Origin of the sequence: Nocardioides panacis (genome assembly GCF_019039255.1) — a bacterium.
Taxonomy (GTDB): domain Bacteria; phylum Actinomycetota; class Actinomycetes; order Propionibacteriales; family Nocardioidaceae; genus Nocardioides_B; species Nocardioides_B panacis.
Genome location: NZ_CP077062.1, coordinates 2202787 through 2227553 on the forward strand (window position 1 = coordinate 2202787; position 24767 = coordinate 2227553).

General features: G+C 70.1%; 22 protein-coding genes and 1 pseudogene. 4 read left to right on the forward strand and 19 right to left on the reverse strand.

Going from position 1 to position 24767, the window contains the following annotated elements:
• Nucleotides 1-108: 108 nt before the first annotated feature.
• The 10 genes and pseudogenes from KRR39_RS10700 to KRR39_RS10750 form a co-directional block, all read right to left on the reverse strand.
• On the reverse strand, nucleotides 109-1323 hold the full coding sequence (locus KRR39_RS10700; RefSeq protein WP_216942005.1) for a M1 family aminopeptidase: 1215 nt from the start codon (nucleotides 1321-1323) through the stop codon (nucleotides 109-111).
• A gap of 14 nt (nucleotides 1324-1337) precedes the next feature.
• Nucleotides 1338-2573, reverse strand: a complete 1236-nt coding sequence (locus KRR39_RS10705) for an MFS transporter (protein WP_216942006.1) — start codon at nucleotides 2571-2573, stop codon at nucleotides 1338-1340.
• 13 nt (nucleotides 2574-2586) lie between these two features.
• Nucleotides 2587-4087, reverse strand: a pseudogene (locus KRR39_RS10715) (ethanolamine ammonia-lyase reactivating factor EutA).
• A 4-nt stretch (nucleotides 4088-4091) separates the two neighbouring features.
• Nucleotides 4092-5303: a cupin domain-containing protein gene (locus KRR39_RS10720; protein ID WP_216942008.1), complete on the reverse strand. Its 1212-nt coding sequence runs from the start codon at nucleotides 5301-5303 to the stop codon at nucleotides 4092-4094.
• A 73-nt stretch (nucleotides 5304-5376) separates the two neighbouring features.
• Nucleotides 5377-6888: an ethanolamine ammonia-lyase reactivating factor EutA gene (locus KRR39_RS10725; protein WP_216942009.1), complete on the reverse strand. Its 1512-nt coding sequence runs from the start codon at nucleotides 6886-6888 to the stop codon at nucleotides 5377-5379.
• 10 nt (nucleotides 6889-6898) lie between these two features.
• Entirely contained in the window at nucleotides 6899-8158 is a 1260-nt protein-coding gene (locus KRR39_RS10730) for a cupin domain-containing protein (RefSeq protein ID WP_216942010.1), read from the reverse strand.
• Nucleotides 8159-8339: 181 nt separating this feature from the next.
• On the reverse strand, nucleotides 8340-9326 hold the full coding sequence (locus KRR39_RS10735; RefSeq protein WP_216942011.1) for a substrate-binding domain-containing protein: 987 nt from the start codon (nucleotides 9324-9326) through the stop codon (nucleotides 8340-8342).
• Nucleotides 9326-10354, reverse strand: coding sequence for an amidohydrolase family protein (locus KRR39_RS10740; protein WP_216942012.1), 1029 nt, complete (start codon nucleotides 10352-10354; stop codon nucleotides 9326-9328). The genes KRR39_RS10735 and KRR39_RS10740 overlap by 1 nt, the downstream gene beginning before the upstream one ends.
• Nucleotides 10351-11058: a 4-carboxy-4-hydroxy-2-oxoadipate aldolase/oxaloacetate decarboxylase gene (locus tag KRR39_RS10745; RefSeq protein ID WP_216942013.1), complete on the reverse strand. Its 708-nt coding sequence runs from the start codon at nucleotides 11056-11058 to the stop codon at nucleotides 10351-10353. Before KRR39_RS10745 ends, KRR39_RS10740 begins: the two co-directional genes overlap by 4 nt.
• Nucleotides 11055-12206 carry a zinc-dependent alcohol dehydrogenase gene (locus tag KRR39_RS10750; protein ID WP_216942014.1) on the reverse strand — a complete coding sequence of 384 codons (1152 nt, stop codon included), beginning with the start codon at nucleotides 12204-12206 and terminating at the stop codon, nucleotides 11055-11057. The genes KRR39_RS10745 and KRR39_RS10750 overlap by 4 nt, the downstream gene beginning before the upstream one ends.
• A 96-nt stretch (nucleotides 12207-12302) precedes the next feature.
• On the opposite strand from KRR39_RS10750, the gene KRR39_RS10755 reads away from it, so the two are divergent.
• Nucleotides 12303-13235 (forward strand): substrate-binding domain-containing protein, encoded by a 933-nt coding sequence (locus tag KRR39_RS10755; RefSeq protein ID WP_216942015.1) that lies wholly within the window; start codon nucleotides 12303-12305, stop codon nucleotides 13233-13235.
• Nucleotides 13236-13250: 15 nt separating this feature from the next.
• Here the strand turns inward: KRR39_RS10755 and KRR39_RS10760 are convergent, their stop codons facing one another.
• The 8 genes from KRR39_RS10760 to KRR39_RS10795 all read right to left on the reverse strand — a co-directional run bounded on the left by KRR39_RS10760 (nucleotide 13251) and on the right by KRR39_RS10795 (nucleotide 19201).
• Entirely contained in the window at nucleotides 13251-13859 is a 609-nt protein-coding gene (locus KRR39_RS10760) for a 2,3-bisphosphoglycerate-dependent phosphoglycerate mutase (protein ID WP_216942016.1), read from the reverse strand.
• Nucleotides 13859-14707, reverse strand: coding sequence for an alpha/beta fold hydrolase (locus KRR39_RS10765; RefSeq protein WP_216942017.1), 849 nt, complete (start codon nucleotides 14705-14707; stop codon nucleotides 13859-13861). Before KRR39_RS10765 ends, KRR39_RS10760 begins: the two co-directional genes overlap by 1 nt.
• Before the next feature lie 35 nt (nucleotides 14708-14742).
• The gene (locus tag KRR39_RS10770; RefSeq protein ID WP_216942018.1) at nucleotides 14743-15573 is read right to left on the reverse strand and encodes a 3-methyl-2-oxobutanoate hydroxymethyltransferase; all 831 of its coding nucleotides are present in this window, start codon (nucleotides 15571-15573) and stop codon (nucleotides 14743-14745) included.
• Nucleotides 15570-16052, reverse strand: coding sequence for a hypothetical protein (locus KRR39_RS10775; protein ID WP_216942019.1), 483 nt, complete (start codon nucleotides 16050-16052; stop codon nucleotides 15570-15572). The genes KRR39_RS10770 and KRR39_RS10775 overlap by 4 nt, the downstream gene beginning before the upstream one ends.
• Nucleotides 16053-16059: 7 nt before the next feature.
• Nucleotides 16060-17340, reverse strand: a complete 1281-nt coding sequence (locus KRR39_RS10780) for an aromatic ring-hydroxylating dioxygenase subunit alpha (RefSeq protein ID WP_216942020.1) — start codon at nucleotides 17338-17340, stop codon at nucleotides 16060-16062.
• 88 nt (nucleotides 17341-17428) lie between these two features.
• Nucleotides 17429-17602: a hypothetical protein gene (locus KRR39_RS10785; protein WP_216942021.1), complete on the reverse strand. Its 174-nt coding sequence runs from the start codon at nucleotides 17600-17602 to the stop codon at nucleotides 17429-17431.
• A 19-nt stretch (nucleotides 17603-17621) separates the two neighbouring features.
• Entirely contained in the window at nucleotides 17622-17762 is a 141-nt protein-coding gene (locus KRR39_RS10790) for a hypothetical protein (protein ID WP_216942022.1), read from the reverse strand.
• 125 nt (nucleotides 17763-17887) lie between these two features.
• Nucleotides 17888-19201, reverse strand: coding sequence for an IS110 family RNA-guided transposase (locus KRR39_RS10795; RefSeq protein ID WP_216942023.1), 1314 nt, complete (start codon nucleotides 19199-19201; stop codon nucleotides 17888-17890).
• Here KRR39_RS10795 and KRR39_RS10800 point away from each other — a divergent pair, their 5' ends adjacent.
• Entirely contained in the window at nucleotides 19202-19462 is a 261-nt protein-coding gene (locus KRR39_RS10800; RefSeq protein ID WP_216942024.1) for a hypothetical protein, read from the forward strand.
• A gap of 237 nt (nucleotides 19463-19699) precedes the next feature.
• Here the strand turns inward: KRR39_RS10800 and KRR39_RS10805 are convergent, their stop codons facing one another.
• On the reverse strand, nucleotides 19700-20047 hold the full coding sequence (locus KRR39_RS10805) for a VOC family protein (protein WP_216942025.1): 348 nt from the start codon (nucleotides 20045-20047) through the stop codon (nucleotides 19700-19702).
• Nucleotides 20048-20335: 288 nt separating this feature from the next.
• Between KRR39_RS10805 and KRR39_RS10810 the strand changes: the two genes are divergently transcribed.
• Complete coding sequence (locus KRR39_RS10810) at nucleotides 20336-20641, forward strand: LysR substrate-binding domain-containing protein (RefSeq protein WP_254185663.1); 306 nt, start codon at nucleotides 20336-20338, stop codon at nucleotides 20639-20641.
• Between the two features lie 115 nt (nucleotides 20642-20756).
• Nucleotides 20757-24383: a fibronectin type III domain-containing protein gene (locus KRR39_RS10815; protein ID WP_216942026.1), complete on the forward strand. Its 3627-nt coding sequence runs from the start codon at nucleotides 20757-20759 to the stop codon at nucleotides 24381-24383.
• The last annotated feature ends 384 nt before the right edge of the window (nucleotides 24384-24767 follow it).

Below are 24767 nucleotides of genomic sequence, written 5' to 3' on the forward strand. Positions count from 1 at the left end.
CCGGTGGGCCCCGCCGGACTGATGGTTAGTCCGATACGAGATGGATATCACAATGTGCGGATCAATGGTTAGACCCATCGCCGGATTTCGCTGATTTGATCGTGACAATCAGTCCAGACGTCTAGCACCGCGCACCAGTTCGGCGCCGAGACCCACGGCTGCGGCGCGGGGCACGGACCGGTCGCCGAGGGCCGCCACCGCGTCGGCCACCCTCCCACCCTTCGCGGGCGCCGCCCGGAAGGCTCGACGGGCCCACAGGGCCACGGTGGCGGGGTCCTCCTCACCCAGGTCGCGCACCTGGCGCAGCCACGCTCCTTCCTCAGCCCGGGTGGCAACCGGCAGGCTTACCCGCACCGGCTCCTGCGGCCCGACGCCGAGGGCCGCCCAGATCTGCGCGGCGCTGGTCGCGGTCCCCCCTCGGTCGAGCAGGAGCCCCCGGACCCTCTCTCGGAAGACGTCGCCAGTGAGGGAGCTCCGGACCGATCGGTACAGCTCCGCGTGCTGAGCGGGCCCCGCGACCTCGGCCAAGCCGGCCGTCGCGGCCAGCGTGCGCGGATCGTCTCCTGGCAAGCGGACAAGAGGCGGGGTCTGGCGACGCGCGTCCAGGTACGGGTCGGCGTCGTGGCCGAGCAGGCCGCGGCACGTGAGCTGGCCGAGGAGCTCGGCGAGACCCTCGAAGGCCCCGACGTCGGTCCAGGCAGCTGGCGAGACGAGGTTGCCGAGCCACTGGTGTGCGGCCTCGTGGGCCAGGACCGCCATCCGCCGGACGGGATCGGCGGCGAGGACGCGTTCGGAGAGCAGCACGCACCCCGGATGCTCCATCGCCAGCCACGGCGCGTCCGGCACCAGCACCTGCGCGTAGTCACTCCCCCACGGCGCCGAGCCACCGAAGAAGTCGAGCAGCCAGTCCAGTGCGGCGCGGGTCTCGGCGAGCAGGTCTCCGAGGTCGGCGTCCAGAGACGAGCGTGCGTGGACGACGACGCCGGCGGCCGCCGCGGCCCGCCACGGCCCCGCGGCGAAGCCGAGATGGTGACCGGCGAGCAGGGCGCCCGCCGGAGGCGTCACGGCCACGGGCGCACCGTCGACCACGAGAGCCGTCGGCATCAGGTCGTCGGGGCCGCTGACCGGCCCGAGCAGGTCGGCGGCCCCGCCGAGGGCACCGCTGAAGACGACGTACGCCGCACCGTCGGCGGGATCGGTCCATCGGGTCAGCCCCCACGGACCGTCGCCGCGGTAGCCGACCTGCCGACGGAACCGGGCGCCGTCGACCGCCACGTCCACCCGGGCCTCTTCGGCGCCCAGCTGCACCGTGATCGTCCGCATGGGCACGAGTGTCCTCAGCCGACCGGGACCTTCGTGCGGTCGGGTCCGCTGTAGCGGCGGACCGGGTTGTCGCGGGCGAGCATCGCGGTGATGTAGCTCAGGGTGATCCCGGCGCCGACCGTCAGCGCGATTGCGGGGCCGAGTGCGCCGGCGAGCGCACCCACGAAGGCGTCACCCATCGCCGGACCACCGCGCGAGGACATCTGGTAGATCGAGCTGACGCGACCGCGCAGCTCGTCCGGGGTCTCGATCTGGACGGCGGCGTGCCGGATCGAGGTGGCCAGCGCGTCCGCGACGCCGAGGCAGAGCGCGGCGACGAGGGTGAGCACGAACGAGCGTGACTGCGCCAGAACGACGTCGGCGAGGGCGAAGCCGCCGGTGGCCAGCAACAGGACTCGGCCGAGCTGCTGGCTGCGGCCGAGAGCCTTGACGATGCCGTAGGTGGCCAGCACCGCGCCCGCCGACGGGGCGGCCGCGAGCAGGCCGTAGCCGCGCGGGCCGACGTCGAGCACGTCGAGCGCGATCGCCGGCAGCAGCACCCGGTAGGCGCCGAAGATCATCGCGGAGAGGTCCAGCGACATCAGCAGCAGGATGATCCGCTGGCCGGCGACGTACCTCGCGCCCTCGGCGATCGCCCTCAGGATCGGCGCGTGCTCGCGGTCGACGTGCTCGGAGGGTGTTCGGACGAAGAGGAGGACGACGATCATCGCCGCGTAGGTGGCCGCGTCGACCGCGTGCACCACGCCCGGTCCGCCGGCGGCGATGAGCAGGCCGGCGAGGCCGGGCCCGACGAGGACCGCCACCTCGCGGGCGGGGTTGACCAGGGCGAACGCCTGCGGCAGCTGCTCCTTCGGCACCATCGAGCCGATCAGCGCGGCGCGAGTCGGGTTGTCGAAGGTCGTCGCCGCCATCGAGAGCAACGAGGCGAGCACGACGTGCCAGGCCCGAACCTGGTCGGTCAGGGTCAGGACGGCCAGCACGAGGGCGACCAGGCCGCCGGCGGCCTGGGACATCTGGAGCAGCCGACGCCGGTCCATCCGGTCGGCCAGCGCTCCGCCGACCGGGCTCAGCACGAGGACCGCGACACCGCCGGCGGCGCCGACGAGGCCGGTCGTCGCCAGCGAGCCGGAGAGCTCGTAGACCTGGTAGAGGCTCGCCGCCATCGCACCACGGGTGCCGATCTGGGACAGCACGACGCCGGCCAGGTAGCCGGCGAAGGAGCGGTTGCGCAGGACGCCGCTGACGTTCACAGGCGCCCGCCGGTCACGAGAACAGGAGCGACTTGATGACCACCGGCACGACCCCGGGCGGGTCCAGGAGCTCACCGATGTCGATGAAGTCGAGGTCGCCGAGCTCGACGCCGTCCACCGAGACGATGCGGCGCTCGAAGCCCAGGTCGACGCTCAACAGCCGTCCGACCAGCTGGCCGACGTCACCGTCGATCGCGAGCGTGAGCGGCTCGTACGACTCCCCCCGCCGCGTCCTGGATGCCCAGGGCGAGCTGCTCGAGCGCCGCGTAGGCGGGTAGGCCCTCCCAACCGAACCCGATCGCGATCGGGTCCGCCAGGTCGACACCCCGCATCTCGGCACCGCGGCGCACCGCTGCGGCGATCGTCTCCCGGTCCGCGGTCGCACTGTCGACCTTGCCAAGGTGCACGACGGGCAGGTTGTGCACGGGCAGCACCGAGGGGTCGCTGATGTGGATCGTCTTGCCGCTCACCTGCACGGTGTACTGCGAGGCACCGATGACCGTCGCCCGGATCCGCTGGCCGGCATCGATCGCCGGGATGTCGGCCCGCTCGCCCAGCTGGCGCACGACCTGGGCGGCGAGCTCGGGGGCGATGTCGCCGTAGTCGCCGGTCTCGTGCCCGAAGACGTACTCCGAGACACCGCCGGAGAAGGTCAGGTACGCCGGGGTCGCCGTGCGGTCGATCCGCGTGGTCAGCTCGAGCGACTTGCCGAGGGCGTCGGGCTCGGCCCCGAGGATCTCGTCGACGGCGACCTGGGCGAGCCGCTCGCAGATGCGGCGCCGGACCTCGGGGTCGGCCGCTGTCTGCGGGGTGAGCTCGACGCCGAGGTCGTCGGCGACGAGCCGGGCCGAGTCGTCGATCCGGGCCCACGCGCCGGTGCCGTCCTGCGCGAGCAGCCGCCCGCCCACGGCGAACGCCGCGACGTCGAGCACCTCCCCCGCGTCGATCAGGGCGAGCTTGGTGGTGCCGCCGCCGATGTCGACGTGCAACCCGGTCTCGCCGCGCCGTCGCGCGAGCCCGGTCGCTCCCGAGCCGTGCGCGGCGAGCAGGCTCTCCAGCTCGTGCCCGGCACTGGCGCAGACGAACTTGCCGGACTGGCTGGCGAAGAGCTCGTCGATCGCCCGCGCGTTGGGACGCTTGATCGCCTCACCGGTGAGGATGACCGCACCGCTGTCGACGTCGGCCGCGGTCAGCCCGGCGGCACTGTAGGCGTCAGCGATGAAGTGCGACAGCTCGTGGGCGTCGATCATCCCGTCCTCGCGGAAGGGGGTGTGGATGATCGACGAGGTCCACACGACCTGGCGATCGACCACCTCGAACCTGCTCGACAGGTCGGTGGTGCGGCGTCGCAGCACCACCTTCGCGAAGAGCAGGTGGGAGGTCGAGGACCCGATGTCGATACCGATCGTCAAGAGCTCGAGGGTGTCCTGCTCCTCGATCAGCTGAGCGATGGCCGCGGCTTCGTCCTCGGTGATCCCGAGCTCGTGGTAGTGGTCGAAGTCCAGGTCGTGCACGGGCTCAGACCGCCGGGCCGGTGGACTCCGGCGTCCGGATGACGCCGCTCAGCTCGGACTCGGGGATCGCCAGGACGGCCGGCTCGTCGAAGATGTCGCCCATCTGGGACGGGACGCCGGTCTTGGCGCACTCCTCGAGGAACTTGCGGTGCACGCGCGGGTCCTGCTCGTCGTACTCGATCTGGCGGCCGCCCTTGGAGACCGAGACCGCACCCTGGCCCTCGGCGCTCTTGCGACGCAGCGAGATGAAGGGGTAGCGGCGGCTGCCCAGGCTGCACGCCACGTAGCGGGCGGGCTGGTCGGCGGTGTTGAAGTGCTGGTGGAACATCCAGAACGGCGGCGTGTACATGATGCCGTGACGCCAGGGCAGTTCGACGAACTCGTCGTCGGCTTCGTACCACAGCAGCGAGTATCCGGAGCCGTCGACCGCGTGCACGTGGGTGCCGGCGGCGTGACGGTGGGCCTTCTTGTAGCGGCCGACCGGCATCTGGGACACGTGCGAGTGCATGGTGCCGTCGGCCAGCACGAAGTTGACGTTCATCGAGCCCTTGCCGCGGCCCTCGAACTCGTAGAGCTTGAAGCTGGTCAGGTCGTGGACGAAGTTCGTCTCCCAGATGTTCTGGACCTTGGCCGAGTCCTTGTTGAAGGTGTCCAGGCGTCCCTCGCCGTCGAAGTACTTCGGGTCGCCGACCCGGTCGGCGAAGTCGAAGTCGTTCTCGAACACGAACTCGAGGTTGTGGTACAGGTTGATCGTCAGCGGCGCGTCGTTGGTGACAGACAGGCGGACCGGCTCCGAGGAGGAGCCGTTGAAGATCTGGTACTTGCAGTTCAACGGGATCGCGAAGATCGCCTTCGGGCCGAACTCGAAGGTCCGCTGCGTGCCGTCGGGCAGCCAGACGACGGCGGAGCCGTGGCCGGCGAGGACGAAGAAGAACGCCTCGTAGAGGTGGCGGACGACCTCGGTGTTCTTCCGCGGCTCGACCTCGAGGACGTAGTTGGCCATGAAGTCGCCCATGCCCTTGGTGTGGGCGAAGCAGCCCCGCGCGCCGTACCGCTCCCACGGGCCGGTCTCCAGCGCGAGCAGGTCGTGGCCGAAGTCCAGGTGGACGGGGATGCCCTCGCCCTCGGCCCAGTCCTTGTAGGGGTCGACGAGGTATCCGGGCTGCGCCTGGGCGGCCGGGGCGTCGGCGCCCTGGTTGGAAGCAGTCTGCGTCATGGAACATGACCTCCTTGAGCTGTGGTGTGGAACGACGTCAGTGCGCGGCCGCAGTGGAGACGGGTCCGCGGGGTCAGGCTCCGCTGCGGCCCAGCGCCGCCGTGGTCGGGAACACCAGCGACTTGATCACGACCGGTACGGCGCCCGAGGCGGGAAGCAGATCACCGATGTCGATGAAGTCGAAGGCCTGGAGCGTCAGCCCGTCGACAGAGATCACCGGGATGGACAGGCCGAGCTCCTGGTTGAGGTGGATGCCGATCAGTCCGCCCACGTCGCCTTCGCCCACCAGCACCAACGGAAGGCCGGTGTCCGTGCGCTCGGCCATGCCCGCGGCGACGCCACGGCAGAACGCATCGAGCCGTCCGAAGGTGGCGGATCCTTCCCAGCGGTAGCACAGGGCGACCAGCTGGTCCTTCGGCATCTCGTCGAAGTGCTGCAGCGCCTCGTGCACAGCCGCCGCGATCTCGTCCGCGTCCAGCGTCTCGCTGTGCAGCGGCAGCTGCGGCGTGAGCACGGGAACGTTGCGCAGCGGGAGGATCGACGTGGGCTCCACGAAGATCGTCGTACCGCTCACCTGCACGGTGTACTGCGAGGCGCCCACGACGGTGGCACGGATGCCCTGCTCGGCGACCTGCAGCTCCGGGCCCCAGGTCTCCACCCGTCGACGGATCGCGTCCGCCAGACGGGGGCCGAGGTCGCCGTGGTCGCGCTGGTCGCGCCCGTAGACGTACTCCGCCACGCCGCCGGAGAACGAGATCGCGTCCGGCACCGGACCCGCCGGCAGCGGGTCCAGACGCAGCAGCTCCGCCGTCGCCCTCGCCGGCTGCCCGCTCTGCATGGCGGCGAACAGGTGGTCCGCCATCAGGTCGACGAGCCGCGACAACGCCTCAGCGTCGGGCACCTCGCCCATCACCAGCGCGAGGCCGGCCTCGTCCGCGAGTCGGCGCGCCGCCTCCTCGATGCGCGTGACGCGGCCGTCCGCGTCGAACGCGATGATGCGCGCGCCGACGTCGATCGCGGTCAATGCCTCCACCTCGCCGTCCTGGCACACGGCGATCTTGGACGTGCCACCGCCGATGTCGATGTTCATCGTGCGGTTGCGGTTGCGTTCCGATCGCGCCACCGCACCCGACCCGAAGGCCGACAGCTGGGTCTCCAGCGCGTCGCCGGCGCTGACGGAGACGAACTTGCCCGCGATCTGCGAGAACACGTCGCCGATGATGCGCGCGTTGCGCCGGCGGACGGCGACGCCGGTCATGATCAGGGCGCCGGTGTCGATCTGCTCCGGCACCACACCTGCCGCGGCGTACTGCTTGTCGAAGAAGTCGCGCAGCGCGTCGCCGTCGAGCGTGTCGGCATCGCTGTACGGCGTGAGCAGGACATCGGACTCGTGCGTGACCTCGCGCGAGGTCACCAGGTAGCGGTTGTCGCGACGCTCCAGCACGATCCGCGACAGCACCATGTGCGTCGTGGAGGAGCCGATGTCCACGCCGACGCTGACGAGCCGGATCTCGTCGTCGACCAGCACCAGGCTGCGCCCACCGCTGGTGAAGATCCGGCCGCCGGCGTGCTCGATCGGCGTCACGTGTGCCGGGTCACTGAATCCCATCGGCCATCAGCTGCTTGTTCGCGTCCCAGTCGATGCCCGCGGGACGCTCGTACCAGGACGGGTCCATGCGGAGCTCGACGCCGTTGGTCTCCAGCAGCGCCTCGTACTCGGCGCGGACGTGCGGGTCCTCCTGCCAGTACGCGATCGAGGTGCCGCCCTCGTGGAGCTCACGAGCCGTGTAGTCGGTGTGCTTGGTGCCGGGGGCGCCCGGATCGCGGCCGGGGTTGTGCGGGCCGAACCAGGCACTCAGCCGGAACGGCTCCTTCGACACGCTGAAGTGCTGGTGGTACCAGCGCTGGCCACCGGGCGCGGCCGTGATGAAGCCGAACGGCTCGTAGTCGAGGCGCTGGACCTGGTCACCGTTGCCGTCCGCCCAGGGGGTCGGCCCGAGGTGCTCGGGCCACGTGTGGGTGTATCCCTTGCCCTTGAGGCAGATCAGGATCGCGGCCGAGGTGTGTGCGTGGGCCTTCGAGTAGCGGCCGTTCTCGTGCTGGGCGATCCAGTAGTAGAACTGGTTGTCGGTCATGTACGGCTCGACGCGGCGGTAGCCCGGGGAGCGGCGGTTGTCCAGCGGCAGGTCGCAGTCGACGACGTCGGGGATGAAGTTGGTACGACGCATCGCGAGGCCGCGCACCGGGTCGGGCTCGATCTCTTCGCGGTACTTGAAGAAGTCGTCGGCGCCGCTGAAACGGTCGCGGAAGATGAACGGGTTGTCGAACACGGCCTCGACGTTGTTGAGCTGGTTCAGCACGTTGGGCGCCGTGTTGCCGGCCATCAGCACGGCAGGCTTCGAGGTGGCGTTGACCAGGCGGAACCAGGCGTTCATCGGGATCGAGAACATCGAGCCCTTCTGCCACTCGAAGACGTGCTTGTTGACGTCCCCCTCCTGCCAGACCTCGCAGGTGCCGCGGCCCTCGACGGCGAGGTAGATCTCCTCGAACATGTGCTTCTCGGGGTTCAGCGCGTCGCCGGCCGGGATCTCGACCACGAAGTGGCCCCACTTGGTCTCGGTGCCGATGGTCTGGATGTAGCTGCCGCGGCCGCCCTTGCGCTCCCACTCCACCCTCGGCAGGTCGGTCACGGTGCGCACGCCCAGACCGCGGAAGATCGGGATGCCCTCGGACTCCATGAAGGTGTCGTAGGGCGTGGGCTGCTTCTTGAACTCGCCGAAGCCGGCCCGGTTGTGCTCCGTAGGCTCCTGCCACACGGTCCCGGTCCCGGTCCCGGTCTCGTCGTCGTTGGACATCAGTGAGCCTCCAGAGGGGTGCGAAGTCGAACGCAGCGCGGCTGCTTGCAGGGCTGCGGCGCGCGGACAGAGGGTGATGGTCTATAGGTTAGACCAACGACTTGGGTGCTGGCAACCGACCGTCCGATGCGCGCAGGGACCGGGCGCCGGCGGGGGCAACGCCGCGCCAGCGGCTCGCCCCTCAGATGACGAAGCTCTCCAGGGTCTCGTCCGCGAAGAGCTCCTCCGGCGCGAGGAGGCGGGGCGACAGCCCCTGCGCGTGGTGGTGGCCGAGGAACGTCTCGAGCACGTGCACGTTGGCGTCCAGCCCGTAGGACCAGAAGTCCTCGCCGAGCAGCGCCCGGTCCGCCTCGGCGTGCTGGATCAGCCAGGGCGACATGAAGCGCAGTGCCGAGGCGTCGAGGAAGGCCGCGTAGGCGGCGTCCTTGGCCTGCAGGAACGCCTTGAACAGTGACTGTGCGATCCACCGGTTCGCCTCGTAGACGTCGCGGCGGATGGCCACGACGTGCATGATCGGGAAGATCCGGGTGCGCTCGAAGTACTCCCGCTCCGCGGCGACCGGGTCCGCGAAGAGCCGGCGCACCCGGCCGTCGTCGCGGTGGAACGTGCTCGGGATCCGCGGGCCGTAGAAGGCGTCGATCTCGCCGGCGTGGAGCATCTCGGCGAGGGCGCGGCCCTCAGGGATCGGGCTGATGTCGAAGGCGGTGTCGATCGCCCCCTTCTCGATCCTGCCCGGAGACTCCTGCCCGCCGGTCAGGTAGCTCACCGAGTCGACCGGCACCTGGTGCTCGTCGGCCAGGATGCCGCGGATCCAGACGTTCGCGGTGAGCTGGAACTCCGCGTTGCCGACCCGCTTGCCGCGCAGGTCCGACGGCTTGTCGATCCCGGCCTCGGCGTTCACGAAGATGCCGCCGTGCCGGAACATCCGCGACGTGAAGACCGGCAGCGCGACGAAGGGACGTTCGGTGCGGCCGAGCGATGCGGCGTACGACGACAGGGACATCTCCGCCACGTCGAACTCCCGGTGCCGCACCATGCGGAAGAAGGTCTCCTCGACCGGGAGGCGAAGGTAGGTCAGGTCGATGCCGTCGGGCCGGACGGTTCCCTCGAGGAGGGCCCGGGTGCGGTCGTAGTCACCGCACGCGAGCGTCAGCGGCAACCGCCGCATCAGGCGCTCTCGAGTGCGCCGGCTGCCCTGACCCGAGCGCGGAGCCGCGGGTAGACGCGCAGCGCATTCTCGGTCATCACCTTGGCCCGGTCGGCGTCCGAGATCGCCGCGGCCCGCAGGTAGTGGAGCGTGTCGTCCCACTCGATGCCGGTCTCCGGGTCCGCGCCGCGGACCGCACCGAGCATCTCCGAGGCGAAGAGCACGTTGTCGGCCGGCAGCACCTCGAGCAGCAGGTCGATCCCGGGCTGGTGGTAGACGGCGGAGTCGAAGAAGAGGTTCGACAGCAGCGCCGACGGGTCCTGCCAGCCGTTGCGCACGGCCAGGCCGCGGTAGCGGCCCCAGTGGTAGGGCACCGCGCCGCCACCGTGCGGGATGACCAACCGCAGCGCGGGGAAGCGCTCGAACACGTCGGAGGAGAGCAGCTGCACGAAGACGCTGGTGTCGGCGTTGAGGTAGTGCGCGCCGAGGGTGTGGAAGTTGGGGTTGCACGCGGTCGAGACGTGCACCATCGCGGGCACGTCCAGCTCCTCGAGCGTCTCGAAGACCGGGAACCAGGACTCGTCGGTGAGCGGCTTGCCCGCCCAGGTGCCGGACGGGTCGGGGTTGAGGTTGACCCCGACGAAGTCGAGCTCGGCGACGGTCCGGCGGATCTCGGCCACGACCCCGGGGATGTTGCCGTCCGGCGTCTGTGGCAGCTGCGCGACCGGCGCGAAGTGTGCCGGGTAGAGCTCAGCGATCCTGTGCACGAGGTCGTTCGAGGCCTGCGCCCAGGCGATCGCGACGTCGGCACTGGGGACGTGGTGCTCCATCGCGGAGGCCTTCGGTGAGAAGATCATCAGGTCCCCGCCGCGCTCGCGCAGCACGCGCAGCTGGTTGCCCTCGACGCTCTCCCGGAGCTGGTCGTCGGTGACGGGACGCATCGACGCTGCAGCCCTCCCACCGGAGGCGAGTGTCGCGAGCTGGGCGTCCCGGAAGGCCTGCAGCTCGCCGGGCGCGGTCGTGTAGTGACCGTGGACGTCGATGATCACGCGTTGTTCTCCTTCATCCACTCGGCGTGGTCGACGTACCGGATGCCGGCCTGCTCGAGCATGGGTCGCATGTTGTTGACGTCGAGGGCGATCTCACCGGCGAGGTAACGGGCCCGGGCCCGGGCTTCCTTCTGCTCGCGGGCCTGTGCGGCGGTCACGACAGCGGCCGCGTCACGGCGGGGCACGACGACCACGCCGTCATCGTCCGCAACGATGACGTCGCCCGGGTTGACGATCTGTCCGGCGATGCTGATCGGGACGTTGACGTCACCCAGGTTGCCCTTGCCGCAGCCCTCGGCCGAGACGGCCTTCGACCAGACCGGGAAGCCCATCTCGTTGAGGTCGGCCACGTCACGCACGCCGGCCTCGATGACCAGGCCCCGGACGCCGCGGACCTGGAGGGTGGTCGCCAGCAGGTCCCCGAAGTAGCCCATGTCGCACGGCGCCGTCGGCACTACGACGAGGACGTCGCCCTCTCCGCACTGTTCGACGGCGACGCCGATCGTGGTGTTGTCGCCGGGGGCGACGGTGGCCGTGACCGCGTTGCCGGAGACCCGGACGCCACGCTGCACGGGGTTGATCGAGGAGCCGAGGAGACCGGTGCGGCCCTGTGCCTCGTGGACGGTGGCGACGCCGAATGCAGCCAGGGCGTCGACGGCCGCTCGGTCCGCGCGCGGCGGGTTCGTGACGACGACGCCCGTCACCGGACGACCGCCCCGCCGGGCTGACCGATCAGCTCGGGCATCATCGAGACGTGGATCGCGTCCTCGTCGGTCTCGCCGGCGAGGACCCGGATGGCGTAGTCGACCTGGTCGATGCCGTAGCGGTGCGTGGCCAGCTTCTCCAGCGGGAAGCGGCCGGACGCGAGCTGGGCGACCGCGAGCTCGCAGGCGTTGAAGGAGTGGCCGCGGGCGGACTTGATGGTGATCGCCTTCTCGGTGACCTTCTTGACCGGGAAGTCGGGGAACGCGGCGAGCTCGCCCTGGATCAGCAGCGTGCCCTCGCGGCGCTTGAGCACGTCGATGCCGAGCAGCACGGGAGCGGTGCCCGCACGCGACGTGCAGTCGAGCACGAAGTCGACGCCACGGCCGGCGGTGAGGTCCATGATCTTCTCGCGCGGGTCCTCGGTGAGGACGTCGACGACGTCGTCGGCACCGAGCTCACGGGCCAGGTCGAAGCGGACCTTGTCGCGGGTGGTCCCCGAGACGATGATCTGGGCGGCGCCGGCCTGCTTGGCCGCGACGAGCTGCGCGAGGCCCTGCTGGCCCGGGCCCTGGATCAGCACCGTGTCGTTGTAGCCGACGCCGGCGGTGAGCAGCGCCCACTCGATGCCGTTGGAGAGCGGCATGACGAGGCCGGCCTGCTCGGGCGTGACCGAGTCCGGGATCCTGTGCAGCACGGCGTTCCAGGGCAGGAACATGTACTCCGAGAAGCCGCCCCACAGGGTGCCCGGATGGTCGGCCGAGGTGTAGCCGAAGCGGCGGGCGTCCGGGTTGGTGCGCCAGTCGGTGGCCTCGCAGTGGCGGTACTCGCCGATCCGGCACCACTCGCAGTTGAAGCAGGCGACGTAGTGCTCGACGAACACACGATCGCCCTCCTGGAGGCCGTGCCGGGCCTTGAACCTCTCCCCCGCCTCCTCGATCACGCCGACGTTCTCGTGACCCATGATCACCGGGCCCTGGGTGGCCGGGTTGCTCGGCGGGTTGCTGTAGAGCTTCACGTCAGTGCCACAGATGCCCGCGACCTCGATCTTGAGCAGCGCGGACTCGACATCGATCGCCGGCCTGTCGAACTCGCGCATCTCGGTCGTACCGGGCGCGGTCCTGACCGCCGCGCGCACCTTGTCGCTCATCAACTCTCCTGGATTGGCAGAATGGTCTGACCAACATAACATCATGCCGTGAGGCAGGTCACTGGCTCACCTTCACCCGATCCCCCAAGGAGCGCCATGCGTCACCTCTCGACCCTGACCCGCGCCCAGGGCGCGAACCGCGCCCTCATCGACGGTGAGGTGACCCCCTCCGGCTACGCACTCGACTTCGCCGACGAGCCGGTCCTGGTCAAGGGCTTCCGCAAGATGGTGCGGGGGCTCCAGTACGACGTCGCCGAGATGGCCCTGACGACCTACCTGACCGCCAAGGAGCACGGCGTCGCGTTCACGGCGCTGCCTGTCTTCCTGGTCCGCGACCTCCATCACGGCGCCACCCAGGTCCTGCGCGACGGACCGGTCAAGACCCCGAAGGACCTGGCCGGCGGTCGGGTCGGCGTCAACCGGGGCTACACCGTGACGACCGGCGTCTGGGGGCGGGCAGCGCTGGCCGAGGCAGGCCTGGACGTCGACTCCGTGACCTGGGTCTGCTCCGGGGACGAGCACGTCGCCACCTACACCCCACCGTCCAACGTGGTCTCCGCCCCGGTCGGCAGCTCCTTGGCAGAGCTGCTGTTGGCCGGTGAGCTGGACGCGGTGGTTGGTGCGGCGATCGACCACCCCGCCATCGGGCCGCTGATCCCGGCACCCGAGGAGGCCGGCATGGCGGTGCTGCGCGAGCGCGGCGTCCTGCCGATCAACCACCTTGTCGTCATCCGCGACGACCTGCTCGCCGAGCAGCCCGACATCGCGGTCGCCGTCTTCGAGGCGTTCGCCGAGGCCAAGCGGCGCTACGTGCTGCGCATCGGGGAGGGCCTCGCCGAGACCAAGCAGGACCGGCTGCTCGGGCGCATCCTCGCGGAGACCGGCCGGGATCCCCTGCCGTACGGCGTCGAGCCGAACCGCCGGGTCCTCACCGAGCTGCTCGGCCACGCCGTGGACCAGCACATCCTGACCAGGCCCGTGCGGCTCGAGGACGTGTTCGCAGCGAGCACGCTCCGCCTGCACGGCTGATCGCGCACCGCGCGCTCAGCAGGCTCGACGCAGGACGCTGACGTCCTCGTAGCGGACGTAGCCGCCCGTGGGCAGCTCGAGCGCGCTCGCCTGCGCGTCAGTCAGCCCCTCGACGATCTGGCGGAGCATCCGCAGCGTGTTGCCGTGCGAGACCAGCAGCACCGGGTCGCCGGCGTCGAGCACGCGGAACAGCACCGTCTCGACGTACGGTCTGATCCGTGCGCGTACGTCGGCCAGGCTCTCACCGTGTCCGGCCGCGTCCGCCGGGGGCCGGTCAGAGATGCCGCGTCGCCAGCGCGCGACCTGGGCGGCGCCGAAGCGCTCCACGGCCGCAGTGCGCGGAAGGCCCTGGAGCGCGCCGTAGTGCCGCTCGTTGAGCAGCGGCGTCCGAAGCGTCGGGACAGTAGCGGCGCCGCACGCGTCGAGGATGAGGTCGGCGGTGCTGACCGCGCGCGTCAGCACCGAGGTGTGGGCGACCGTCGGCACGCAACCGTCGTCGAGCAGCCGTCGGCCGACGTCGCGCGCCTGCTCGCGACCCACCTCGGTCAGGGCCACGTCGGCCCAGCCTGCGAACCGATCGGCAGCGTTCCAGGCACTCTCGCCGTGGCGGACGAGGATCAGCATCAGTGCCGCGCGAGGAAGTCGAGCACCCGCCCCTGAGAAGCGGCAGGCGTCTGCTCGGCGACCGGAACGTCCCAGTAGTCGGTGTCCGGCAGGCACTCCTGCAGGTAGCGCGCGGCGGATCGCGTGTGCGAGAGGTCCTCGCCCGGCACGATGAGCGCCGGGACGTCGAGGACCTGCAGGTCCTCCGGCTCGGGGCCGGGGACCGTGTCGCGGTCGAACAAGAGGCGAGCGGTACCGCTCACGATCGTGGCGTACCGGTTCGCGTCGGCCGCGGCGTACGTCGCCGCGAAGGCGTCGTCGGTGCGCAGCACGGCCGCCCAGGGACCGACCCGGGGGTCCTTGCTGAAGCCGGCCCCGGTCTCCCGGGCCAGGGCGACGACCGCGGCCAGACCGTGCTCGGCGACGAAGCCGAGGTGCTGGGTGAAGCGGCGCTGCTGGGCGGCGCGGTAGGTGACCCCGCCGGCCGGCGAGAAGAGCACCATCGACCGCACCCGCTCGGGCTGGGCGGCGGCGAGCAGCGCGGCCGTCGAGCATCCGACGCACCCGCCCATGGCGTGGGCCTGCTCGATGCCGAGGTGGTCCAAGAGGCCGACCGCCTGGGCGACGTACCGCTCCCAGGAGAGCCGCTCGAGGCGGCCGCCGGACTGGCCGGACTCACGCCGGTCGAAGACGACGCAGGTGTAGTGCGGCGAGAGCGCCTCGATGAAGCCGAGGTCGCGGTAGCGACCGAACGACGTCCAGTTCTCCAGGCTCGAGTCGAAGCCGCCCGGGCTGAACATCAGCAGGGCCGGGCCCTCGCCGATGGTCTCGTAGCGGGTGCGGATGCCGTCGAGTTCGACGAGGGGCACGGCCGGTTCCTTCTGCTCGGTGGGCTCTCGGGTGACTACTTCTGGCCGCGGAGCTTCCGGGCCCCGCGGATGTCGGCGGCGCACTCGACGAGCGCGTCGTAGGCCACCCGAGCGACGTTGGCGTAGGTGTCCGGCTCCGTGTCCACCCCGGCGGCGCTGTATCCGATCGCGGCCGTCACCATCCGGATCCGGCCGTCCAGCCACGGTCCGCCGCCGAAGCCACCGAGGACCGGGATGTCGACCGCGTCCACGACGGCGGGGCCGACGACCGGGCCGGAGTTGGTGAAGTTGAGCGCGACCGCGCCGGCCGACTCCAGCCGCTTCGCCTCGGCGACCAGCTCCTCGAGCATCTCGTCCGGCACTTGGGCGGTGCTCGCGGCGGAGTACTCCAGGCCGTACCTCAGCGAGGTCTGCGGCGTGATGCCGAACTGCGGGAAGACCGGGATGCCGGCGCGGGTGACCGCCTCGACCGCCTCGGGGTGGTCGGCGGCACCGTCCAGCTTCACCAGGTCGACGCCGGCCTCCTTGACCAGCCTGATCGCCGCCTTCACCGCGCTCGCGGTGCCCTCCTGCAACGGGCCGAAGGGGAAGTCCGCGCTGAGCAGCGCGCGGGACACTCCGCGGCGTACCGCCTTCGCGACGACCAGGATCTCGTCCATCGTGATCTCGAGCGGGTGCGGCTGCCCCCACAGGTTGACCCCGACGGTGTCGCCGACCGAGACGATCTCGGCGCCGGCACGGTCCGCGAGCTGCGCCATCTGGTAGTCCCAGGCGACGAAGCAGACGCTCTTCTCCCCTGTTGCCTTCATCGCCAGCAGGGACCCGACGGTGACCTTGTCGGCCTTGCCGACACCGCTCGCGCTCATGCGCGGGTCGCCCGGAGCAGCTCGACGAGGTCGTCCTCGTCGGCGGGGACCAGCAGGATCCGCGCGTGGGGACGGAGGTGGAGGAGCGCCTCGCTCGTCAGCGCGCCGGGGGTGACCACCAGCCCCGCGGTCATGATCCCGCGGACCTTGCACGCGGCTCCGATGGTCGACACTGCCTCGGCGTTGGAGCCCTCGACGGCGACCAGGACGACCGTGTTGGTGTCGTTCAGCACCTCGTCGAGGTCGACCGGGACGCCCGTGGTCTCGATGAGCGTGTGGCCAGGATCGGCGACGCTGAAGAACCGGGCCTGCCCCCACTCCAGCTCCGAGGCGCGGCGCACCATCGCCTCGGCCTCCGGGTCGAGGGCGACGACCCGCGTGTTGCGGGCCGCAGAGAGCGGGTAGTCGATGCGGAAGGCCGCCTCCTTGGCGGTCGTCGCCTCGGCGCAGCCCCCGGTCGGGGTCGACAGGTTCGACATCGCAGCCTCAGACCGTGGTCTGCGGGACGCCGGGCTTGGCGATCATCGCCTCGCCGATGCCCTCCACGAAGGACTGGTCGGCCGGCAGCACGATCGCCACCGAGCGGACCTTCTGGTCCTGCGGGCGGTTGCCGACCGGCTCGACGCCCTCCTGCAGGGCCAGGGCCGCCTTGCGCAGCTTCTGCCGGGCCTTGATGATTCCGGCGTCGGTGGCGACGAGGCGCTCCTTGGTGCGATCGACGACCGGACCCATCGACTCCTGGAGCGAGGAGTCCTGGAGCGCGATGCCGTGGATGCCGGAGAAGGTCTCGCCGCGACGCTGCGCCTCGCGATCCATCAGGTAGTTGTTGTCCTTGTTGGCCAGCGGGCGGTAGGCCTCGTCGTTGGCGCTGTGCACGCCCTTGCCGGCGCGCATCGCCTCGAGCTCGGTCTCGGTGAGCTGACGGGTCGGGTGGTAGTCGAAGCTCCAGGCCCAGCAGTTCTCGTCATCGATCGGCACCCAGAAGTGACCGTGCACGGGGTGGTCGCCCCGCGGCGGGACCATGGTGAAGTTGGGCAGCACCCACGGCGTCACGCGCCAGTAGTAGTGCCCTTCCTCGGCGTTGCGGCGAGCGCCGATAAGCAGGCCACCTTCGTAGTCGACGACCTCGAAGGACGGCTTGAGGTCGGCCTTGTTGTAGGCGTTTCCCCTCGAGCCCTTGAAGAGCGGGTCGGAGTCGAGGTTGCCCGAGTGCAGGAAGCTGACGTGGCTGGAGTCGATGCCACCCTCGAGCGCCTGGAGCCAGTTGCACTCCTGGACGCGCTTGGAGGTGAAGGCCTGGCCCTCGGGGACGCGGTAGGCCTCCCACTCGGGCAGCGGCGGCTGCTCCGCCGGGTCACCGAGGTAGGCGAAGAGAACGTCGCCGAGCTTGACCAGCGGATACGACTTGAGCTTGACGTTCGCGCAGAAGCTGCTGGTCTCCGGCTCGCTCGGGACCTCGATCGCCTGGCCGGTGTAGTCGTACTTCCAACCGTGGTACGGGCAGCGCAGACCGCCCTGCTCGTTGCGGCCGAACCAGAGCGAGACACCTCGGTGAGCACAGAACTCGTCCATCAGACCGTAGTTGCCCTCGGAGTCCCTGATGGCGATCAGCCGCTCGGAGAGAACCTTGACCCGCACCGGCGGGCAGTCGTTCTCCGGGAGCTCTTCGGCCAGGAGAACAGGCTGCCAGTACCGGCGGAAGAGCCCACCCATCGGCGTACCTGGCCCGGTCTGCGTGAGCAGCTCGTTGATGTCGGTGCGAAGCATCATGTTCCTTCCAGAACGACTAAGGCATAACTATCAGTCCATTAGACTGATGGCAAGCAACCTAGGTACTCGAACGCAGATCGGACGACTAGGGCTGGGTGGGCGGGACGTCGACCGTCAGGCCGTCAAGGTCCTCGGTCAGCTCGATCTGGCAACCCAGGCGGCTGCCGGCTCGGCGATCCTCGACCCCGAGGTCGAGCAGGTCGTCCTCGAGATCGCCCGGCTCGCCGACCAGCGCACCGAACTCCTCACGGACCCACACGTGGCAGGTGGCGCACGAGCTATTGCCCCCGCACTCCCCCCACGATGCCCGGGACGCCGTTGCGCAGCGCGGCGCTCATCACCGAGTCCCCGGCGACCGCATCAACGACCCGCTGGTCGCCATCGCTGCCCACGTACACGACCTTCGGCACTCGCTTCACCTTCCAATTGACTAATGGCCTAACCATTATGCCTGAGGTGTGATCTGCGTCAAGCCGACAGACCCAGCTGCCCCCAGCGACCTTCGTCACGCGAAGGTGGACATGCCTGTGTCGCGCACAGCTGCTCAGGCGCTCTCGGGGATGCCGCGTCCCTCGCGCCTGACGCACGTCCCGCTTCCCAGGTCTCGCCCAGCAACACCACCCGTGAATCTCTGCGCGATCCTTCGCCATAGGTCGTCATCAACCGGGCCCGTCAGGCGTTCGCCCTCGAGGAGAGCGAGGCACCCGATCATCGTCGCGACATCCCGCTTGGAGACCGGGTTGGGGATGGGATTGATGAGCGTCGAGACATGACCCCACGATGCCCCGTAGCGAGACCAGACGCCTGTTCGGCAACTGCCGGATCTGTTGCAGTCCGGGATCTCGCGAGGTGAGTCTTTCCGGCTCCCCTCTGTTGTCAACCGGTCGTCTGAGGCGTCTTGGTTCTCGAGGTCTTCCGGGCTCGGCTGGGCGGTTGTAGCGTCGGTTGTGCGGGTCCGGGAAGTGGCTGATCCGAAAGTGTCGATGAGCGGGAGCAGGTCGACCGCGCTGGATTCTTGAGACGCCCCGCAGTGCCCTCCCGGGCCCGCCTCGACGGGCTCAGCCTGCGCGCGAGCGTCAGCGAGGAGCCTGCGGTAGACGGCATCGGATATCCGACGCTTCAGGCACCGCATGGCCTCCATCCGGGTCTTGCCCGCGGCGAGCTTGCGCCGGTAGTAGGCCCGACCGGGGGTGTCGAGCCGGACCTGGGTGGCTGCCGCGATGTGCAGCATGTGGTTCAGCTTGCGGTTGCCGGCCCGGGAGAGCCGGTGTCGGATCTGTTCCCCGGAGGAGACGTCCAGGGGTGCGGTGCCGGTCCAGGACGCGAACCGGTTCCGGTCGGCGAACCGGGCCACGTCGCCGACGTCGGCAAGGACCCGGGCAGCGACAACCGGGCCGACCCCGGGCAGGTCCATAAGCGTGGAACCACTGGCGATGACCATCTCCTTCAGCTCTGTGGTGAGGGTCTTGATCTTCTTCTCGACCGCGACCAGCTCGGCGAGCTGCTCGACCGCGAGGCGGCGCCGGGTCTTGCCCGCCAGGTCCCGCGGCCGCACCGAAGCCAGGATGGCCTTGGCCTGACCCGTCGTGATGTCCTTCTTCGCCGTGCCCGGCGTGAATTCGGACAGCAGTCTCTGCAGCCTGTTGACCGTCTGGATCCTGGTTCGGGTCAGTTCCTCACGCCGGTCGGCGAGCATCCGCAGTGCCTCGAGCTCGACGTCGTAGGACAACACACGCAAGCCCCGGGTGCGGACCGCTACTGCTGCGACCGCGTGCGCGTCGTGGGCGTCGGTCTTGCGGTTGTGGCCGGTGTCGAACAATCGGGCTCGTGCCGAGAGCTTGGCCGGCACGTCGACCACGTGCTCACCGTCGGCCAGCACAGCCGCTGCGCCAACGGCCGGCCGGCGCCGTTGCTCCCCTCGACCGCCCAGACCCGGTCGGGCCAACGCGACACGGTCTTTCGCATCGCGGTGTACCCGGGCTTGTCCGTGCTGAACCGGCCGGTCGCCAGCACTGTCTCGTGCTCGTCGACGACCTCGATCGTCGCCGAGAGTTTGTGGGGATCGACCCCGATGAACACCTTCGCCATGCCGCACCACCCGAAAGTCCTGAACCAATAGGGATCGCGAGGCGGGCATTGCTGTTACGAGCTGGGCAGTCCCCTCTGGAGCCACGCCTCGACACGGCACCCGGCGGGGACGCAAACCGAAATAGAGCCACACCGATCAAGCCGGTGGGCAGCCGCAAAGAGAGCATCCCGCCGAGCGCCTGGACCGAGTCTGGCCGGACAGCGGTCCTAACGGAATCGTCTAACAGCCGCCAATCGGCGACAGAGGTCCGCCGACTTGGTGCAGGGCCTACTCCTTGGGCTGCCAGATCCCGAACCGGTTCCCCAGCGGGTCGAGTAGGTGTGCGAAGTAGATCTGGCCGTTGTCCACCAGCGGGACAACGACAGTGGCGCCGAGTGCCACAGCCCGCTCGAGCGCAGCCGCCACGTCCTCGACATGGACGTAGAAGATCGCCCAGTTGCCCCCGCCCATGTCAGAGGTGTCCCACAGACCCCCATGCGCCTCGTCCACCATCAGGTAGGGCTGGTCGCCCTGAGGTGTCTCTTCGATCTCCCAGTCGAACAGTCCGCCATAGAAGGCGCGCGACGACGCCGGGTCGGGTGAGCCGATCTCGAAGTAGTCGATCTTGTTGGCCATGCGCACATCGTGCACGCGAGGACCGACAGCCACAACCGAGCAAGCCGAGCCCTTGCCTCGCGACCGAAGACCCAGTCGATCCTCTTCTCAGGTGCCTCAAGACAGTTCGGACCTGCGACCTGACCGGAACTTGCTTGGGTCAGACCACTCGAGGTGAACCGGCAGAACACCCCATCCTCATCGTTCATGTCACCGGTGATGGCGACGGGTCGCCCCGTCGTGTGAAGGTCGCGTACGGCGTCCACCTCTCCGCTCACTGGCAGCATCTGCCGCCAATGGCTCCATCGGATGTACGTCGGCACCGGCCGCGTCCCGCGCATCGCGCACGTCGCGATGGAGTTCGACTCCCACCTCGCCCTCGTGCGCGCCGGACTCGGGATCGCGCTCGTGCCGAGACTGGGTCGAGCATCCCTCACCGCGGACCTGGTCGCCGTACCAGCCACCGACCCAGTGCCGTCCCGCACAGTGCTGGCGCTGCACCGCAGGAGCATGAGCGACTCCCGCCGCACAGGCACTCCTCCAAGCGATCCGCGCCGAGGGGCGACGCTCCGGACCCCACACGTCGACGGCCCACGAGGGACTGCTGAAGTCTGACCTACAGCGCGGTGCAGGGAGCGGTCGTCGGGCCTCACACCTAGGGGTGAACGGCCGTGCGCCCACTTTCCGCATTCGCCCAACAGCGGTGTCGTTCCCTACCTAGCCTTGCCCGGTGCTGCCTCTCCGCCTGATCGCTCTCGGCCTGACCGGGCTCCTCCTCGTCGCCACTCCTGCGTCGCCGTCGCTCCTCCTCGAACCTGCCGCGGCGTCGCGGACGGCCTGGACCGGGTCGGTGGACGCCACTGTCGTCGAGCCAGCCGCGGAGCCGCGCGTCACCGCGGGGAGCTCCGACGACGCGAAGCGCACCAAGCCGCTCGAGGTCCAGGTGCTCCCCGCGACCGAGCTGACGAAGCCCGCGAGCGGAGAGACGGCCGTACGTCGGCTCGGTGCCGACCTCGTCGATGTCGCGAAGGACAACGGCATGAGCGCGGCCCGGCTCCGCACCACGCTGCGCAACGACGGCACCCTCTGGGTGGCCCCGACCGGCCAGCTCTTCTTCAAGGAGCAGACGTCTTCCGGGGAGACCTTCGCCGGCGCCGAGGTCGCGCCCGCGTCGGCGCCGCTCGACCAGACCCTCGACCTGCACAGCCTGCCCGGCTCCAGTCACGTCATCTACCTGGACTTCGACGGCGTGGACATCTCCGCCACGAGCGCCTGGTCGAGCTGGGCTCACCTTGCGGAGGGCAGGTACGACGGATGGGACCCGATGAACGACGGCCCCGGCTTCTCCGAGCCCGAGCGCACTGCGATCCAGGAGATCTGGGCCCGCGTCGCCGAGGACTTCGCGCCCTTCGACGTGGACGTCACCACTGCCGACCCCGGTGACGACGCGCTGCGCGAGGACGGTAGCGGCGACACGGCGTTCGGGACCCGCCTGGTGGTCACCGACAGCCTCGAGGCGCCAGCGACGCTGTGCGACAGCAACTGCGGCGGTGTCGCGTTGCTGAGCCAGATCGACCGGCCTTCCGACGTCGTGGAGCCCGCCTGGGTCTTCGCCGCGCTCAACTCCCAGTCGCCCAAGGCGATCGCCGAGGCCGCCTCCCACGAGGTGGGTCACACCTTCGGGCTGAGGCACGACGGCATCGACGTCGGGGACGGGAACTGGAGCGAGTACTACACGGGTCACGGGACGTGGGCGCCGATCATGGGCAGCGCCTACGACGCGCCGGTCAGCCAGTGGTCCAACGGCTTCTACGACGGCGCCACCAACCCCGAGGACGACCTCGCGAAGATCGCCGCGATCGCAGGCAGGCGGACCGACGAGGGCGGCGACGGCTGGGGGTCGCCGCTGCGCGTCGCCGACGGCACGACGTACGTCACCGACTCCTCCGACGGCGACGTCTACCTGGTCGACGACTGCACCACCGGCGCCCGTGCGGCCGCGGTCACGACCGGCTTCGCAGCGAACCTCGACGTGCGCCTCACGCTTGCCCGACCCAGCGGCAACACCGCCTCCGTGCTCACGAGCGTCAACCCCCTGGTCACCAAGGTCGACGAGCGGGACGAGCGTCCCTGGTACGGCGAGAACGGCGCCTACCTCTCCTCCTCCAGCGCCAGCGGGCTCGACGCCTCGGTGGACGTCCCGGAGGGCGGCCCGTGGCTGCTCGAGGTCCGCGGCGACGAAGGCCTGACCGGTGAGAACGGGGCCAGCGACTACTTCTCCTACGGCAGCCTGGGCGCCTACCACCTGGCGGTCGAGGGCTGCAGCACCCCGAACGTCGCCCCCGGGCGCCCGACCGGACTCCAGCTCACCCCCTCCGGTGCCGACCTCGTCGCCACCTGGGCCGCACCGAGCAACGACGGCGGATCGCCGATCACGGGCTACCGGCTCACCCTCAACGGCCAGTCGGCGGTCGACCTGGCCGCGGACGTCACCACCTACACCTTCCCCGGCGCTGCCACCCTCAACGCCACCGTGGCCGCGCGCGCGGTCAACGCCATCGGCACTGGCGCGCCAGCGACGGCGACCGTCAACCCCACCACCGTCCCGAGCCAGGTCACCGACGTCACGGTCGCGACCGAGGGTGTGACCTGCACCTTCGATGGCGGCAACGTCCAGCGTGGCATCCGGGTGGGTTGGCACGCCCCGGCCAGCAACGGTGGCGCGGCCGTCACGGGCTACGAGCTCCAGCAGCGGGCCGAGGACGGCCAGTGGTTCACGCTCTTCGACTTCAAGCCCGCCCTCGGCGTCTCGACCTGCTTCAACCCGGTGGCGGGCGTGGTGTACGACTACCGCATCGTGGCCATCAACGCCAACGGACGCGGCGCGCCCTACGACTTCGAGGCCCTGCTCAAGGGCCCGCCGGCACGGATCGTCCCGACCGTCACCACCGACCGCGACGCTCGCACGGTGACCGCCACCTGGCAGACGCCGTTCGACGGTGGTGAGCCGATCCAGCGGACGCTCCTCACCCTGGCCACCGGGAACTTCTCGCGGTCGGTGGACGTGACGGTGCCGGCGGGCACGACGTCGTACACCTTCACCGGGGTGAAGACCGGTCCCAAGCACCTGATGATCGCGGCCTCCAACATCTGGGGGCCGAGCGACACGGCGTCGCACGGACGCAACGTCAACGACGTGCCCTTCACGATGCCGCCGATCTCGCCCGACCCGGGGCCGGTCAACGGCAACGGCATCCGGGCGACCGTGCTCACCAAGAACGTCAGCGCCAACACCGGCTCGCTGCGGATCTCCTGGCCCGCGGTGGTCCCGACGGACCCGGTGCACGACCCGATTCTGTGGTACGACGTCTGCGTCGACGTCATCGGTGAGATCTACCTGCCCGGCGGCGCGATCTTCGGCGACGGCACGACCCGCGGGACGGACCTCTGCTACGACCGCACGACGGTCGCGCTCACCGCCGACGCGACCGACCAGCCCTACATCGACCTGACCGGCCTCTCGATCGGCGACCACTACGTGACGATCACGCCGGTCAACCCGGGTGGCCCGGCCTTCTTGCCGGCGATGCGGCAGGTCAACTTCGACCCCACGGCCATCACCTGCCCGACCTCGTACGCCGTCAGCAACGGGCAGCTCACCTGGACGTGGGAGTGGAGCACGCCCAACGTCAACTACTGGGACGTACGTGCCCGGCAACTGCCCGAGTCGGCGTGGACCGTGTGGGCCGCCGGCCTGCCCTACTACCAGACCGACATCTACCAGCGTCCCGTCGCCGCCGGCCAGTGGGAGATCGAGGTGACCGCCCACCTGCGCAACGGCCAGGTCGGCGCTCCCGTCGTCTGCGCCGTGACGGTGCCCGAACCCGGCGTGCCGCCCACCGACCCGCCGACCGATCCACCCACGGACCCGCCGATGGACCCGCCCACCACCACTACTCCGCCTCCGATCACTACCCCGCCTACCACCACTACTCCGCCGCCTACCACCCCGGCGCCGCCGACCGTCCCCGCTCCCCCGCCGGTCGTGCGGAAGGCGCCCGGAGCGCCCGCCGCCCCCGGCGCCAAGCCGGGCAACAAGGGTGGCGCGACGACCGTCAGCCTGAAGTGGTCCGCACCGGCTTCAGCCGGGTCCAGCGCGGTCACCGCCTACGAGGTGATCGTCTACAAGCAGAGGGGCGGCAAGTGGGTCGTGGCGAGCCGCAAGAGCGTCGCGGCGAGCACGCGGACCCTGGCGCTGAAGCTGAAGACCGGCAGCTACAAGTTCGCCGTCCGGGCGAAGAGCGCCGTCGGCTGGGGCTCACCGAGCGCCATGTCGAAGGCGGCCAAGCCCCGCTGAGCTGATCAATCACACCGCGTCGCCGGCGCAGCGGAAGCCGATGTTGCCCAAGGACGACTCGGCGTGTTCGACGAGCGCGCGACGACGCGGTAGCGGTTGCAGTAGCTGTCGTGGCAGAGGCACGACCCACCACGCATGACCCGGCGCACCTGGGCGTGGTCCGCGCCTGACGGCTCTACAGCGATCGGGTCGACGAGCCTGTCCGCGCCCGCGCGGTCGGCATCGTCGGTCTCGCGGAGCGCGGCCGTGGCACCTCTCCCAGACGTTGCCGACGTCGTCGAGGGTGTTGCGCTGGGGAACTCGCCCTGACAGATGTTGCAGCGCCACGAGACGTGGACGACGGGGTGGCTCTGCAGGTCGGCGACGCCCGAGCGCGGACCCGCC

Excerpts from the sequence above, each read along its gene's own strand:
- KRR39_RS10775 (WP_216942019.1), bottom strand. The coding sequence starts at position 16,052 with ATGTCGAACCTGTCGACCCCGACCGGGGGCTGCGCCGAGGCGACGACC.
- KRR39_RS10770 (WP_216942018.1), bottom strand. The coding sequence starts at position 15,573 with ATGAGCGCGAGCGGTGTCGGCAAGGCCGACAAGGTCACCGTCGGGTCC.
- KRR39_RS10755 (WP_216942015.1), top strand. The coding sequence starts at position 12,303 with ATGCGTCACCTCTCGACCCTGACCCGCGCCCAGGGCGCGAACCGCGCC.
- KRR39_RS10780 (WP_216942020.1), bottom strand. The coding sequence starts at position 17,340 with ATGCTTCGCACCGACATCAACGAGCTGCTCACGCAGACCGGGCCAGGT.
- KRR39_RS10805 (WP_216942025.1), bottom strand. The coding sequence starts at position 20,047 with ATGGCCAACAAGATCGACTACTTCGAGATCGGCTCACCCGACCCGGCG.
- KRR39_RS10735 (WP_216942011.1), bottom strand. The coding sequence starts at position 9,326 with ATGCGGCGGTTGCCGCTGACGCTCGCGTGCGGTGACTACGACCGCACC.
- KRR39_RS10750 (WP_216942014.1), bottom strand. The coding sequence starts at position 12,206 with ATGAGCGACAAGGTGCGCGCGGCGGTCAGGACCGCGCCCGGTACGACC.
- KRR39_RS10720 (WP_216942008.1), bottom strand. The coding sequence starts at position 5,303 with ATGACGCAGACTGCTTCCAACCAGGGCGCCGACGCCCCGGCCGCCCAG.
- KRR39_RS10700 (WP_216942005.1), bottom strand. The coding sequence starts at position 1,323 with ATGCGGACGATCACGGTGCAGCTGGGCGCCGAAGAGGCCCGGGTGGAC.
- KRR39_RS10810 (WP_254185663.1), top strand. The coding sequence starts at position 20,336 with ATGTACGTCGGCACCGGCCGCGTCCCGCGCATCGCGCACGTCGCGATG.
- KRR39_RS10730 (WP_216942010.1), bottom strand. The coding sequence starts at position 8,158 with ATGTCCAACGACGACGAGACCGGGACCGGGACCGGGACCGTGTGGCAG.
- KRR39_RS10760 (WP_216942016.1), bottom strand. The coding sequence starts at position 13,859 with ATGCTGATCCTCGTCCGCCACGGCGAGAGTGCCTGGAACGCTGCCGAT.